Annotated in this window: 10 protein-coding genes; 6 read left to right on the top strand and 4 right to left on the bottom strand. The window is 44.9% G+C overall.

Annotation, left to right across the window (positions count from 1 at the left end; genetic code table 11):
- Positions 1 to 91 precede the first annotated feature (91 nt).
- From rdgC to ACRRS0_RS08355, 6 genes are all read left to right on the top strand, one after another.
- Positions 92 to 1,000: a recombination-associated protein RdgC gene (rdgC, locus tag ACRRS0_RS08380; RefSeq protein WP_432453662.1), complete on the top strand. Its 909-nt coding sequence runs from the start codon at positions 92 to 94 to the stop codon at positions 998 to 1,000.
- A gap of 178 nt (positions 1,001 to 1,178) precedes the next feature.
- Positions 1,179 to 2,546 carry a prephenate-dependent tRNA uridine(34) hydroxylase TrhP gene (gene trhP, locus ACRRS0_RS08375; protein ID WP_432453663.1) on the top strand — a complete coding sequence of 456 codons (1,368 nt, stop codon included), beginning with the start codon at positions 1,179 to 1,181 and terminating at the stop codon, positions 2,544 to 2,546.
- A 2-nt stretch (positions 2,547 to 2,548) separates the two neighbouring features.
- Positions 2,549 to 2,821, top strand: coding sequence for a YfhL family 4Fe-4S dicluster ferredoxin (locus ACRRS0_RS08370; protein WP_432453664.1), 273 nt, complete (start codon positions 2,549 to 2,551; stop codon positions 2,819 to 2,821).
- A gap of 414 nt (positions 2,822 to 3,235) precedes the next feature.
- The gene (locus tag ACRRS0_RS08365) at positions 3,236 to 5,407 is read left to right on the top strand and encodes a pectate lyase family protein (protein WP_432453665.1); all 2,172 of its coding nucleotides are present in this window, start codon (positions 3,236 to 3,238) and stop codon (positions 5,405 to 5,407) included.
- Positions 5,408 to 5,993: 586 nt separating this feature from the next.
- The gene (locus ACRRS0_RS08360) at positions 5,994 to 8,195 is read left to right on the top strand and encodes a pectate lyase family protein (protein WP_432453666.1); all 2,202 of its coding nucleotides are present in this window, start codon (positions 5,994 to 5,996) and stop codon (positions 8,193 to 8,195) included.
- A gap of 320 nt (positions 8,196 to 8,515) precedes the next feature.
- On the top strand, positions 8,516 to 9,706 hold the full coding sequence (locus tag ACRRS0_RS08355) for an NRAMP family divalent metal transporter (protein ID WP_432456191.1): 1,191 nt from the start codon (positions 8,516 to 8,518) through the stop codon (positions 9,704 to 9,706).
- A gap of 66 nt (positions 9,707 to 9,772) precedes the next feature.
- Here the strand turns inward: ACRRS0_RS08355 and ACRRS0_RS08350 are convergent, their stop codons facing one another.
- From ACRRS0_RS08350 to ACRRS0_RS08335, 4 genes are read right to left on the bottom strand one after another with little or no spacing between them, the layout of a single operon-like run.
- Positions 9,773 to 11,089, bottom strand: a complete 1,317-nt coding sequence (locus ACRRS0_RS08350) for an MFS transporter (RefSeq protein ID WP_432453667.1) — start codon at positions 11,087 to 11,089, stop codon at positions 9,773 to 9,775.
- Between the two features lie 55 nt (positions 11,090 to 11,144).
- Positions 11,145 to 12,353, bottom strand: coding sequence for an L-rhamnonate dehydratase (rhmD, locus tag ACRRS0_RS08345; RefSeq protein ID WP_432453668.1), 1,209 nt, complete (start codon positions 12,351 to 12,353; stop codon positions 11,145 to 11,147).
- Positions 12,354 to 12,374: 21 nt separating this feature from the next.
- Positions 12,375 to 13,280: a dihydrodipicolinate synthase family protein gene (locus ACRRS0_RS08340; protein WP_432453669.1), complete on the bottom strand. Its 906-nt coding sequence runs from the start codon at positions 13,278 to 13,280 to the stop codon at positions 12,375 to 12,377.
- Complete coding sequence (locus ACRRS0_RS08335) at positions 13,280 to 14,053, bottom strand: IclR family transcriptional regulator (RefSeq protein ID WP_432453670.1); 774 nt, start codon at positions 14,051 to 14,053, stop codon at positions 13,280 to 13,282. The genes ACRRS0_RS08340 and ACRRS0_RS08335 overlap by 1 nt, the downstream gene beginning before the upstream one ends.
- Positions 14,054 to 14,457 lie beyond the last annotated feature (404 nt).

Here is a 14,457-nt window from a genome sequence, read left to right as displayed (position 1 = left end):
AAGCTCAAACTAAAAAAACGAAAATGGCCACTGACAAGTGCGGTAGTTTTGTTAGAATAGCGCCCCTTATTTGACAAAGAGCCAATCCGTTATGTGGTTTAAAAATCTAATGTTGTTTCGAATCACCAAAGAACTGGAACTCGAACCAGAAAAGCTAGACGCTACCTTAGACGAGCTAAGCTTTAGCCCTTGCGGAAGCCAAGACCTAAGCAAGTTTGGTTGGGTAGCCCCCATGGGTAAATTCGGTCAAAGTTTGATTCATGTTGTCGGGAACGAATACTTGGTATGCGCCAAGAAAGAAGAAAAAATGCTCCCTGCTTCGGTGATCCGCGATACCTTACAAGATAAAATTGAACTTATTGAACAAGAGCAACAACGCCCGCTTAAAAAAGCCGAAAAAGATGCGTTGAAAGAAGAAATTATACTGAGCTTATTACCTCGAGCCTTTTCCAGAACCAATTTAACTTACGCTTGGATTAGTCCAGAAAACGACTTAATTGCGGTTGATGCGGGTAGCGTAAAGAAAGCCGAAGAAGTCGTCTCGCTATTGCGTAAATCCTTAGGCAGCTTACCTGTGACACCAATTAAGTTAGCAAACCAAGCCGATGTCACCATGACCGACTGGTTAAACGAAAAGCTGGTTCCGGCTAATTTTGAATTGGGCGAAGAAGCCGAGTTACGTAGCGCCCTAGAAGGTGGTGGTATTATTCGCTGTAAAGAACAAGACTTATTCAGTGACGAAATTAAAGTGCATTTAGATGCCGATAAATTTGTAACTAAACTAGAACTAACTTGGGCTGAATCAATACGTTTTATCCTCAGTGAAGATATGAGTATCAAAGGTGTGAAGTTCACCGATACCATCACCGAACAAAATGAAGACATCGACAAAAGCGATGTAGCGGCACGCTTCGATGCCGACTTTGCCCTGACCAGCGGCGAACTCAGTAAAATGATCCCTGATCTCATTGCAGCCCTAGGCGGCGAATTAACCAGCTAAGTCCTCATTTAAACTTACCTATTTCACCAACCATTAACATACTTTCAAGTAGTTACTTAATGGTTGGTGATTTTTCATACAAAGCCATTGCAAGCCCCTTTAGCAAAGCGTAAAATGCGCGCCCTTATTGTGCTGCTCGCAGCCATTCTCAATGATTCGACTCAGACCCGGAGCTTTGATGTTCAAACCAGAATTACTGTCACCTGCTGGCACCCTAAAAAATATGCGTTACGCTTTTGCCTACGGCGCTGATGCTGTTTATGCAGGCCAACCTCGTTACTCATTACGCGTACGTAATAACGAATTTAATCATGAGAACCTTGAACTGGCGATTAACGAAGCACACCAGCAAGCTAAAAAGCTCTATGTGGTAAGTAACATCGCGCCGCATAACGCCAAACTAAAAACCTATTTACGTGACATTGAACCCGTCATCGCGATGCAACCCGATGCTCTCATTATGTCGGATCCTGGTATGATCATGATGGTGCGAGAAGCTTTTCCTGAACAAACCATCCATCTCTCAGTTCAGGCGAATGCGATCAACTGGGCAACGGTGAAGTTCTGGCAACAGCAAGGGGTTGAACGAGTAATTTTGTCCCGCGAGCTATCCTTAGACGAAATCGAAGAAATTCGGATGAAAGTTCCAGAGATGGAATTAGAAGTTTTTGTCCATGGTGCCCTCTGCATGGCCTACTCTGGCCGCTGCTTGTTATCAGGCTACATTAACAAACGCGACCCCAATCAAGGAACGTGCACCAACTCCTGCCGTTGGAAATATAACGCTCACGAAGCCAAAGAAAACGAAGTGGGTGACATTATCGCCGCTCAGCCGCAAATCGTAGAGCCGACCTTAGGCGCAGGCGCACCCAGCGACCAAGTCTTCTTACTCCAAGAGCAAGGGCGCCCCAACGAGTATATGCCCGCCTTTGAAGACGAGCATGGCACTTACATTATGAACTCGAAAGATTTACGGGCGATTCAACACGTCGAACGTTTAACAAAAATGGGTGTGCACTCACTTAAAATTGAAGGCCGAACCAAATCTTTCTACTACTGTGCTCGCACCGCCCAAGTCTATCGTCAGGCGATCAATGATGCGGTGGCTGGTAAGCCATTCGACCCAAATTTAATGGGCACCTTAGAAAACTTAGCCCATCGTGGTTACACCGAAGGCTTCTTGCGTCGTCATACTCACGACGAGTATCAAAATTACGACTACGGTTATTCAATCAGTGATAGCCAACAATTTGTTGGCGAAGTGGCCGGACGCAATCCGAATGGTTTGGCCGAAGTCACCGTAAAAAATAAATTCATCTTAGGTGATACGCTCGAGTTGATGACCCCTCAAGGGAACCTGAGCTTCAAACTGGAGCATCTTGAAAATAAAAAAGGTGAGCTCATCGATGATGCAAAAGGCAGCGGACATACCGTGTTTTTGCCAGTTCCCGAAAATGTAGACTTAGCGCATGCATTGTTGATGCGCAATCTACAATCAGGGCAAAATACCCGTAACCCTCATCAAACAGCAAGCGCCAAAGGTTAAGCATGGCGCTACAAATTAGCAAAAAATGCATCAACTGTGACATGTGTGAGCCAGAATGCCCGAATCAGGCCATCTCCTACGATGGCAGGATGACAGTCATTGATCCTGCGCGTTGTACCGAATGCAAAGGCCACTATGAACAGCCAACTTGCATCGCTGTTTGTCCTATCGACTGCATCAGCGTTAACCCAGCTTATGTCGAAAGCGAAGAGCAGTTGTACGATAAATTTGTCGCCTTACATGGCGACTTGCTGATTGCCAAATCGGCAAGCTAAGCCTACCCAACTAACCATCAATCACTTAAAGTCAGCATATCAAATTGCTGACTTTATTCCTTATAAAAGCATATTTCTCCCTTCAATATACTGCGACTAAGTCCACACAACTAAACAATAGAAAGTGATCCACAACACCTATTTAATGTTTTTGTCAAAAACCTTATTGCTATTTTTGTCATCTTATCTAAATGTAATAACTGCTCACAAAAGAAACAAATATTTACTTTTAATAAACCAGTATTTTGATAATAAATAGTTATTACTAAAATATTATCAAAAAGCGTAATCATTTAGAAAATACAGATCGGAGGCATCATCGAACCATCATAAATAAATAGATATAACAAAAATACCCTATACAAAAATTGAACGAATCAATTGACTAAAACTACATGATAAAGGACTAAATCAATGATTAGTAAAACCAACGTAGGCACTCTCAAGCCCTTGGGATACTTACTGTTATCGGTGCTAACACTCAACTCAAATGCACTGCTAGCCGCAGATAATCTAAGTATCGGAGCCGGATCCGATGGTAGTAGCAAGGCCAGTGGCACCAGCTATGGAAATGTTCGAGACGGTGATCTAAGCAGTTATTGGGCACCCAACGGCAGTAGTGGCAGAATTTCAATCAAATGGAGTAGCGAAGTGAGTGTTGCCTCTGTCGCCATTGTTGAAGCCACAAGCTATCAGGGAAATATCGGTTCATGGCAGCTCGTCAATAATGATGACGGCACGGTACTGGCCACTGGTTCAGGTGCTGGAACCATAAATTTCAACGCGATAAGCACCAAAAAGCTTAACTTCGAAATCCTCAGCGCTTCCGGTTTAGCCACCGTGGCTGAATTTGAAACCTATAGTAGTAGCGGTAGCACAACACCGGAACAACCCTCTTTTGAATCATCATTATCAAGTTCGGTCAGCAACGACTCCGTATTACTCAATTGGAGTGTCAGCGGCATTGATCTTGCAAGTCAGCAAATTTATCGCGATACCGACGCCGATCCGTCTGGACGAGTGAGAATAGCCTCGGGAATAACCGCAAACACCTATACCGATAGCGGCCTAGCAAATGGAACTTACTACTACTGGATTAAATTCACCGACAGTGAAGGAAATAATTACAATACTGACGCCACTGCAGCGACCGTCAATGTATCGGATGACTCCGGCAATGTAGATCTTGATGCCGATTGTAATCAACTAGTCAACGACCCTTCAATCAACTGGTGGCAATCATCCTTACAAACAGAACAACAAATCGTCGAGTGTCTGGCTACATCGTTAGGTAAGCCTGTCGGCTTCGGTAGTCAAACCACCGGGGGCTACAACCCTGATGGCGGCAGTCACCTTGTTGTGATTACTAAAAACAGTAGTACTTCTGTTGAACAACAAATCCTCAACGCGATTAGTTCTCCTGCCTATAACTGGATAGTCTTCGATAAAGACGACTTCGCCACAGACACAACCGTTGCCATGTACCGCCTCGGTTGTAGCAATGGCGATGTACTCGATGCCTTAGATGGTGCCAGCGAAGCGGAATGTTTAAACCCACAACTTTGGTGTTCGAACCATGGTGTAGCAAGTGATGAGTGTGACGATACCTTCTTTAACGATAAGCTCAACGATAAGAGTCTAAATGCACTCAAAATTCCGATGATCGACTCCAATACCACCCTTGATGGACGCACCAGCAAAGTTACTTTTGAATTTAGTGGTTTCAAAATGGGTGCAGACAGCAGTGGTAGTAGCACCTATGTCACCGAAAATGTAATTGTCACCAACAACCGATTCATTGGTGTTGGCCACACCGAAGACCACAATCTTGATCCCGACATGCTGCGCTCTACAGGAGAGTCGCATAATATTTGGATCCACCAAAATACCTTCGAGCATACGGGTGACTCAGCCTTTGATGTGAAAGTGGGCGCTTACGATATTAGCGTATCCTTTAACAAATTGATCAATGTAAAACGTGCTGCCTTACATGGTTCTAGCGATAGCCGAACCGTGAACGACCAAATCACCACCACCATTCATAATAATTTGTTCATTACCACCGATGAGCATTTTGGTGACAGTGCCTACAATGGCCTGCGTCGAGTGCCACTAATGCGTCGAGGCCAATCACATATGTTTAACAACGTATTCTATGGCTATCGTAAAGACCTGCTGAGTGTACGCGTGGGTGGTCGAATTGCTTTTGAAGATAATATGTTCCTGAATAATATCAACAACAGCAAGGGTGATGACATGGATTACTGGCTTGAAACTTTATTACGTGACTATCGCGAAGGCGGCTTAGAGATCAGTGGAAGCTATGTTTGGTACGCCAATGCCAATTGCCAGCTTCAAGGCAATCCTGGCGATTTAAGTGCGTCTTATGGAACGACCCCAGATATGTTTTCCAGCTACGACAGCAGCAGTAAAAGCGTAATTAATAGTAATCGCTTCAGTGCTGGTGACGATTTGGCGCAATACAGTTTTGCCACAGCAGGTAAAGGCGGTTTAACACCCTATTTATCCCCTGCGGCTTTATCCACCCAACAAGTGATTGCGCAGGCCCCCTCTTCTTGCCAATAATGCTTCAATAAACTAAATACTGCCAGCTTCTAGCGAGGCTGGCTTTTTATCTTTCATACTAGTTCTTTCTCCGATAACCATCTGAAGCTATCGCGACAACCCATTCAAAGAGCTAGCAGTTATCATTTCACCGAGGCTTATCGCTTAATAAAGCGAGTCTCATCCACCCACTGCCACTAAAAATCGATCATATTTTGAATGAATTTATTGACGAAACAAATAATTAAAAATATCAAGTTGATAACCGCTCCTCAAAAATTCAATTCTGCACCCCAAAGACTCAATCATTAAAATTTCGCGAGTAATTTAGTGACTTACCGCAAATATTGAATATTTTCATCATGGCTATATTTAAGGCTTTGTCGTTATAATGATCACACGCTAATTTTTTTGAACCGATGTTTCTTTTAAATTCGCTCGTTATTTTATTTTTGATAAATTTAACTATTTAGTTATACATAAATTTAGATTGAACATTATGTGGTTCTTTAAACCTCAGTAAAATATCAACCAAAAACAGTACGGTTATTCACAATAAGTAATCGTTCTCGCAGATAAAGTGTTTTGATAAATAAGGACTAGTATCATGATAAGCAAGGGTAAAACACTAACAATGAAGCCACTGGGCTACTTGTTATTGTTAGCTGTCACCTCCTGCGGGGGTTCCTCTGACGGTGGCACACCAAACAGCACGCCAAGTGCAACCGCCACTGGTAGCAGCCTCGCCAATGGCACCAGCTACGACAACGTTATTGACAATGACCTTAGCAGCTATTGGGCTCCAGCTGGCGCAACTGGTTCTGTTTCTATTACCTGGCCAGCGCAACAAAACATTAGCTCAGTCACCATCACTGAAGCCGCTAATTATCAAGGTCACATCGGCGCGTGGCAATTAATCAATCAAGATAGCTCAAACACTACGGTGGGTGTGAATGCCAAGGCAAGCAGTGATTCGGTGATCATGTCGGGTTCTGGTGCGGGCACCATCAACATCAGTACCATCAAGACCAATAGCCTCACCTTCGAAATTCTCAGCTCGACAGGAGTTGCAACGGTTGCAGATTTCAAAGTTTCCAGCAGTGGCTCGACGCCCTCCTCCGAACCAACTCTCACTTTCAGTGGTAAAACGGCTGGTTCCTCAGTCACTTTAAACTGGACGGCTCGAAGTATTGAGGTTGCAAATCAGAAAGTTTACCGTGATACCGACGCCACCTTCGAGGGTAGCAACGCTATTCAATCCAACATCGATAACGTCAGTTACAGCGATAAAAATCTCGCCGACGGCAGCTACTACTACTGGTTAGGTGTCACTGATAAGGCAGGGACTGAGCACCTCAGTGCCGCGTATCACGCCACCATAGATTCAAGCACGATTAACGCTTGTCATGACTTAGTGACAAACGCTGATGTGAATTGGGACGAATCTTCATTAAGCGAACAAGAGAAGGTTGAGTGTTTATCCTCTAGCTTGGGTAAGCCGGTGGGTTACGGTAGCAAAGCCGTGGGCGGTTATGATGTAGGTGGTAATAGTAACTTGGTTGTCATCAAAAAGCCGACAGATGGCTCGCTGGTTGAACAACAAATACTCAATGCAATTAGCAGCGATGCCTACAACTGGATTGTATTTGATAAGGATGATTTTAAAGCCGATACCAACATTGCGATGTACCGTTTAGCCTGTGAGGAGCCTGCAGTGCTCAGCGCTCTGGACAATGCGAGCAAAGCCGAATGTTTAGACGCTGAATTATGGTGTACCAATCACGATGTTTCCAGCAGCGACTGTGATAATACCTTCTTCAACATCAAACTAAACGTTGATAACAGCAATGTGAAGAGTGCGCTGGCAGTTCCAATGATCCACTCTAATACTACCATCGATGGACGTGGCGCGAACGCCAACTTTAAGTACAGCGGTTTTGAAATTGGTAATGGCGACGATACTGCCTCCGAAAACGTAATCATTAGCAACATGCATTTTGTTGGCGGTGGCCACACCGAAGACCATGAAGCCGATCCGGATATGATCCGTTCAACTGGTCAATCGCACGATATTTGGCTGCATCAAAACACCTTTGACCACACTGGCGATTCCGCCTTCGATGTGAAGCAAGGTGCTTATAACATCACCGTTTCATTTAACAAATTGAAAAACGTGAAACGCGCGGCTTTACATGGTTCAAGTGATAGCCGTCCGGTGAATGCCAATATTCGAACCACAATTCACAATAACTTATTTGTAACCGATGATGCTTCTTACGCTGCTTCGGAGTTTAACACCGGACGTCGAGTACCGCTGTTACGCTGGGGTCAGTCACACATGTTTAACAACGTGTTTTATGGTTATCGAAAAGATGTATTGAGTGTTCGTAAAGCAGGTAGCATCTTATTTGAAAATAATATGTTCTTAAACAACACCAATAACGCGAAAAAAGATGATATTGACTATTGGATCAAAAGTATCATCGGCACAAAACTAGTCTACGACGATGGTTCTAGTCTTAAGGTCAGTGGCACCAAGGTTTACGAATCAAACGCAAATTGTCAGGCCCAGGGTTCTGGTAGCAGCCTCGATGGCTCATCCGTATTAATCGGTAACGTCCCTGATATGCTTGCCAGATATGATGCCGCGAGTCAAAGCACCATTAACGTAAACATGATGGCAACTAGCCAAGACCTGGCCGACTATGTTTATGCGACCGCTGGTAAAGGAGGTTTAAGCCCTTATGTTGCCAACGACGCTCTCAGCGCAGCTGAAATCATTAAATTAGCGCCAGATACTTGTCAATAAACGACCGCGTTTAAAGCGTCTGCTTGAATTAAAAACCAGCTTCTCATGAAGCTGGTTTTTTATTTTTTCGTACTGCATTTTTATCGATGATATATCTCGAAGGCCACCACCCAGCGGGAGGCAGTTAACATTTGCTAAAAACTAAGCTTTTTGTAAATGGAATATTTGCTTTACAATGTTCGAATAATTATTAAACACCCAAACATAAACACAACACTTAGCAACAGGACGCCCCAGTGGAACAGAGTATTCCCAACACAACAACTTCCCCCGTGCAATCTTTACAAAAAATCATTCAGCTACTTGGACCCGGGATCTTAATGGCTACCGCCGCCATTGGCGGCAGCCATTTAGTTGCCTCCACCCAGGCGGGCGCCAAATTTGGCTGGCAGTTGGCCTTGTTAATCTTTCTGGTGAACGTATTTAAATACCCTTTCTTCCGAGCGAGTGTCAGTTATACCATCAGTACTCAGCAAACCCTGCAACAGGGTTATATGAGCATGGGCAAAGGCTACCTGCTGACAGCCTTTTTACTCAATTGTATCGCCGCCGTGGTGAACTCGGCAGCCTTACTCATGTTTGCCGCTAGTCTATTAGGTTATTTTGTGCCGGTAGCCTTACCCATGCCGGTGTTATGTGCCATCATTTTAGCCGCAAGCTTAGTCATCTTAATTGCGGGTCACTTTTCGGCGCTGAACAACGTTGCCAAAATAATCATGGCGGCATTGGTGGTGGCAACGCTGAGTGCAACCGCCATGGCCTGGTATCAAGGGCCGGTCGCTCCGGCAGATTATCAGGCGCCCTCGCCTTGGAATATGGCCACCATTGGATTTTTAGTGGTCACTATGGGTTGGATGCCCGCCCCCATCGAAATTTCAGGCATTACCTCACTGTGGTTAAAGCAGCAGTGTCAAAATGAAAAAGTCACCGCCAAGTCAGCCTTATTTGACTTTAATCTCGGTTATATGACGACAATGTTATTGGCCTTAGTATTTTTAGCCTTAGGTGCATTAGTTCTCAATGGCAGCGGTGAAACCTTAGCTGCTGGAGGCATTGGTTTTTCTCACCAATTAGTGAGCTTGTATGCCAGTACCATTGGCGAGTGGTCACGCTACCTCATCGCAGTGATTGCTTTCTTGTGTATTTTTGGCTCGTCGATCACCGTATACGATGGCTATTCGCGAGCCCTCGCCGAAGGTTTTTCTTTATTGAAAGGCCAACCAGAGGCTTCCAATAGCCAATTTGTGCGCTGGTTGCTGGTGGTATCGGTGGTGAGCTTTGGGATTATATTATTTTTTAAATCTGCTTTATTAGCGATGTTAGGCTTTGCCATGACACTCGCCTTTATGACCACCCCCATGTTTGCTTGGCTCAACCACAAGTTAGTCAACACAGCGGCCATTAAAACGGAGCTGAAAGGTGGACTCGGATTACGGGTCGTCAGTTACCTTGGCCTGATTTATCTTTTCGGCTTCTTAGCCTTATTCATCATTTGGAAGTGGGTACTGTAGCGACTCGGAGCTGTCATATCCCAACTAAAATAAGGCGGCTTTAAAGCCGCCTTATTTACATGTTCATTATTTAGCGATCACCTCTTCGGCTATAGGCTGCTGTGAGCCTGCTTGTTGCGGACGTAAACTGTAAATCAAAATTGCGCCCAATATCGCTGTCACTCCCATCACTATCTGAGGGGCCATCGGGTTGCCAAATATTGGTTCCGCAAATTCGCGAACCGGAGCCCCCAAAGCGCCACCAAAGGCACCGAACATGTTCACAAAACCGATCCCTGCTGCTAAAGCACTACCGGAAAGTATCGCGCTTGGCATCGTCCAAAACATCGGCTGAACCGCAATAAAGCCGGAAGCTGCCAAAGACAAACAAAAGATAGAGGCAACCGGAGAAGCACTCAACACCGCAGAACCAATGACCCCAATCCCTGCAATTGTTAATACCAAGGCGGCATAATGCGCTTCAGCAAATCGCTTCGCCGCATAACGAGGAATATAATAAGTTGCAAAACCTGCAACCACCCAAGGAATAGCTGCAACAAGGGTTGAAATAAAAGTAACATTAACGCTGCTAATCAACTTGGCAACGGTTGAAGGCAAATAAAATGCTAAACCATAAACCGACAGTTGGATCACCCCGTAAGCGATGGCGAGCGCCCACACCCGGGGAATTTTAATCGCATCAGAAATCCTCGATGCCACCGATTTTTGCTCTTCTTGACTCAGCTCGCGCATCAGGGCTTTTCTTTCACCATCATTTAAAAAGCGGGCGTGTTTAGGTTCACTATCTAAATAAAAGTAAACAAATACGCCGACTGCAGCAGCTAACAAACCTTCCACTAAGAACATCCAAAACCAACCAGGATGGCCTAACCAACCGTGTAAACCTTCGAGTAAGGCCCCAGAAAAAGGGGTACCCAGAGCCAAGGCAATACAGGGACCCACGTAAAACATACCAATAATGGTGCCGCGATTTTTTTGCGGGAACCATAAAGAGGTTAAGTAAATCATTCCTGGGAAGAATCCAGCCTCTGTAGCCCCTAGCAAGAAACGAGTGGTCACAAATTTAGTTTCGGTATCGGCAATCGCTAACGAACATGAAACCAAGCCCCATAGGATGGTGGTAAAGGCGATCCAACGTTTGGCACCGACTTTCTTCATTAACAAATTACATGGAGCCCCCAAGAAGGCGTAAGCTAAGAAGAAAATTGATGCCCCCGAGGCAAATGCGGCGCTACCAATTCCGGTATCAGCCATATACTGAACCTTCGCGACGCCGATGTTTGCTCGATCGAGAAAAGCTAAAATGTAGAGTAATAACATCAATGGAACGAGACGGACCATTGATTTATGGACAGCAGAATCTAACAATGATGAATTGTTCATAACAAGACCTTTTATTACTAGAGCGAACGCAGCGCGCCTGCTCTAGTCCTAATAATTAATGAGTATAAGGGCGAGTAAGACCGTCGCGATTTAGCTCAACACCAAATCCCGGCTTATCCAGTTGGTCTTTGTGAATGCGACCTCGCTCGGGAACCGGCTCATTAATCAAAATAGGGTCAAATTGTGGACGAGTATGATCCGCTTTGGGCGCGGTCATCAAAAACTCACTGAAAGGTGAGTTAGTAAAAGTAATCACCGCGTGATGAGAATAGACGGACGAGCCGTGCGGCACCACTAACTGGCCCCGAGATTTAGCCACTGCCGCAATTTCTACGAGCGTGGTTAATCCGCCACACCAGCCAACATCTGGTTGCATAATGTTGACCCCGGTTTCAGATAACTCTTGAAATGACTCAAGGGTGCCATGGTGCTCTCCAGTCGTGACCATCATACCTGGTGGGGCTTTTGCTACTAGCTCACGATAAGCTTGATGTTGATTGGCGGGAAAACACTCTTCGATCCATTTCAAATTAACACCTGCTTGATGCATCGCCCAAGCGGTTTTAATTGCATAATTAGCATCCATACTCATCCAACAATCGGCCATTAACCAAAAGTCATCGCCGCAAAGATCTCGCATGTCTTTAAACTGCTTCACGGTTTCACGGATCCCAGCATCACCTTCATGCGGACCAAAATGCGTGGGCATTTTGCCACCAATAAAGCCCATCTCTTTAGCGAGATCGGGTCGTGCCCCGGTGGCATAAAACTGCAATTCATCCCGCACAGCCCCACCAAGTAATTTAAATACCGGAAGCTGGGTGACTTTGCCAAATAGATCCCAAAGCGCCAAATCAACACAGCTAATGACATTCATGACCAGACCTGCGCCACCGTTATAGTACATTGACGCGCGGATCATCTGGTCGTGGATTAATTTTATGTCAGAGACACACTTGCCTTCGACAAAACGATTTAAGTGCTTCTCAACAATAAAACAACCGGGCTCACCAGCGGTCGAAACTGCAAATCCTGTGGCGCCATCGTCAGCTTCTACTTCAACGATCAGGGTACCAAGCACATTAATCCCAAAAGACTGTCGAGACTGTTCATATTCTTTATAACGACTCATCGGGGTACAGATCTTGTCATCAATCCAATGCCCACCTTGTTGGTCATGATAGTCTGCACCACCATTGCCTTTTTTACCTGTCGCCCCGCCTATGTAATAGGCACGAATTTCTTTTATTTTAGGTAACGTCATTTTGTTATATACTCCCGATCGTTAATTGACCGTTAATTCGACTAGTGTGTTAATTAATATTGCCAAGCTCTGAACCTTGGCAGTCGTGTAGCTCGAGTCTGATTCGGTATGGGTTAATGGGGATTGACCCATATCGAATCCTCGAGCTTCCATTGCAATTCGGTAGCCAAACGGAAAACGAATTGAGGACATCGCCATCATCGCTTCCATCGCTGCGAATTGAAGCTTTTTAGCCGCATAAAACTGACCGGCTTCAAATAAAGCGTTAATTTTCACCATCACTTCTGGCATCACCCCTGAAGTTGCGGTCATACAACCATCACCACCAAGCATCAACGAGCCATATAAGAACTCTTCGCGGCCAGTCATCACCCTAAATTCAGGATCAACCGCTTTACATAAGCTCAGCATTTTCATGAAATTAACTGAACAACCGCCAGAATCTTTAATTCCAACAACATTGGCTAAACGGGCTAGTTTTGCCGCCGTTTCGGCATTAATCGGATCCGCCATAAAAGGGATGTTATAAAGACAGATGGGGAGGTCTGTCGAGGCTGCAACTTTGCTTACAAAACTAATAATCGCGGCTTCATCGCAGGGATAAAAAGCCGGTGGCATTAACACCAATCCGGTGGCACCTTGTGACTTTGCAAAAGCCGCCAATTGAATACTCTCATCTGCGTTATTTGAAGGAATACCACTCCAAACTGGAACCCGCTCTTTCGCTTCGGCACAAACTGCTTCAATCACCGCACATTTTTGAGAAAAACTCATAATGCCAGCCTCTCCCACAGAAGAGATTGGGAAAATTCCGAGCAAACCTTGCTTAATTTGAAAATCGACAATTCGCCTGATTTCGGCCAAATTGGGGGACTGATCTTTCCATGGCGTTAATAAGGCACATAATACTTTTGGGGGTCTATTCATTAATTTACTTCTCCATTAAAACCTAGCTCTCTAGATATTGCGGTTGCTGTGTTTCGTACTTCTGAGGCGGCGTCTTCAAAGGTAAAATTATCACCAATGTGCATCACCGTACCCACCAAAGAAATCGCTGCAATAACGGCACCATGCTTATCGAAAATCGGTGCACTCACGCAGCGAATATTGGCGGCATCTTCTTCATCATCTTTCGCCCACCCAAGGCTTCGTATTCGCGTAAGCTCTTGCTCAAGCTCGGCCCGTGAACCAATGCTATTGGGGAGATGATCGACAAAACTGATTGATTTGATAATCTGTTGCTGCTTTGCTTTATCTAAATAGGCTAAAAGGCATTTGCCTAAAGACGAACGATAAATACAAAGTTGTTTGCCTTCCCAGGTTTTCACCTGGATGTGCGATAGGCTATCCACCCGAACTAAATAGATAGGCGTGTCATTGTCTAAAATCCCCAAATGACAAAGCATTTCAGTTTTGCTGGCAAGGGCTTCCAAATGCTGATAGGCAACGTCTCTTAAATCTTGATGTGCAGAAACGGCCCCACCCCATTCGAGTAACTTCAAACCCAGCACATATTGGCCGGTTCTATCTTGATCGACAATCCGCTCACGCTTGAGTTGATTTAATAAGTTATACACCGAACTTTTCGGTAGGCCGAGGATGCGAATGATTTGATTGGCACTGAGATTTCCATGAGCGACCAATACGTCAATAATTCTGATTGTTCGACTCAAAGCCGGTATGTTAAGTTCTTTTTCCAAAATGCTGGAACCCTGTTTTGAATACTGGAAACAAGGTAGCACGAACTCATCGGTACTCAATCATTTGATGGAGAATTTATGAGCAAACTCACAGATATAGAGACTAGAAAATAACGAGAGAGTTTCCAAACAAGCGCAAACGGCTCAAAACAAAAAAGCCAGCTAGATATATTGCTGGCTTTGTTATAAAAACGGGCAGTTGCCCAACACTTCGCTGTTACGGTACTTTTCAACGCCTGAATAGAGAGCCAAACAAATTCACGGTGCTTGCCGCGTTCAATTCACAATCAGTCTTCCAACATTGAACAAAGGAGCCTGAAGATTCGGCGCAAGGTGTTTCGCTGCAATGGTGAGCTCCCAACGAACACCATGGCTCCGATTTATTCACCAAAGCTCAGCATACT

Origin of the sequence: Agarivorans sp. QJM3NY_29, from assembly GCF_050870835.2 — a bacterium.
Taxonomy (GTDB): domain Bacteria; phylum Pseudomonadota; class Gammaproteobacteria; order Enterobacterales; family Celerinatantimonadaceae; genus Agarivorans.
Note: the sequence above shows the minus strand (reverse complement) of the source record. Positions and strands in the feature narration are given on the sequence as shown.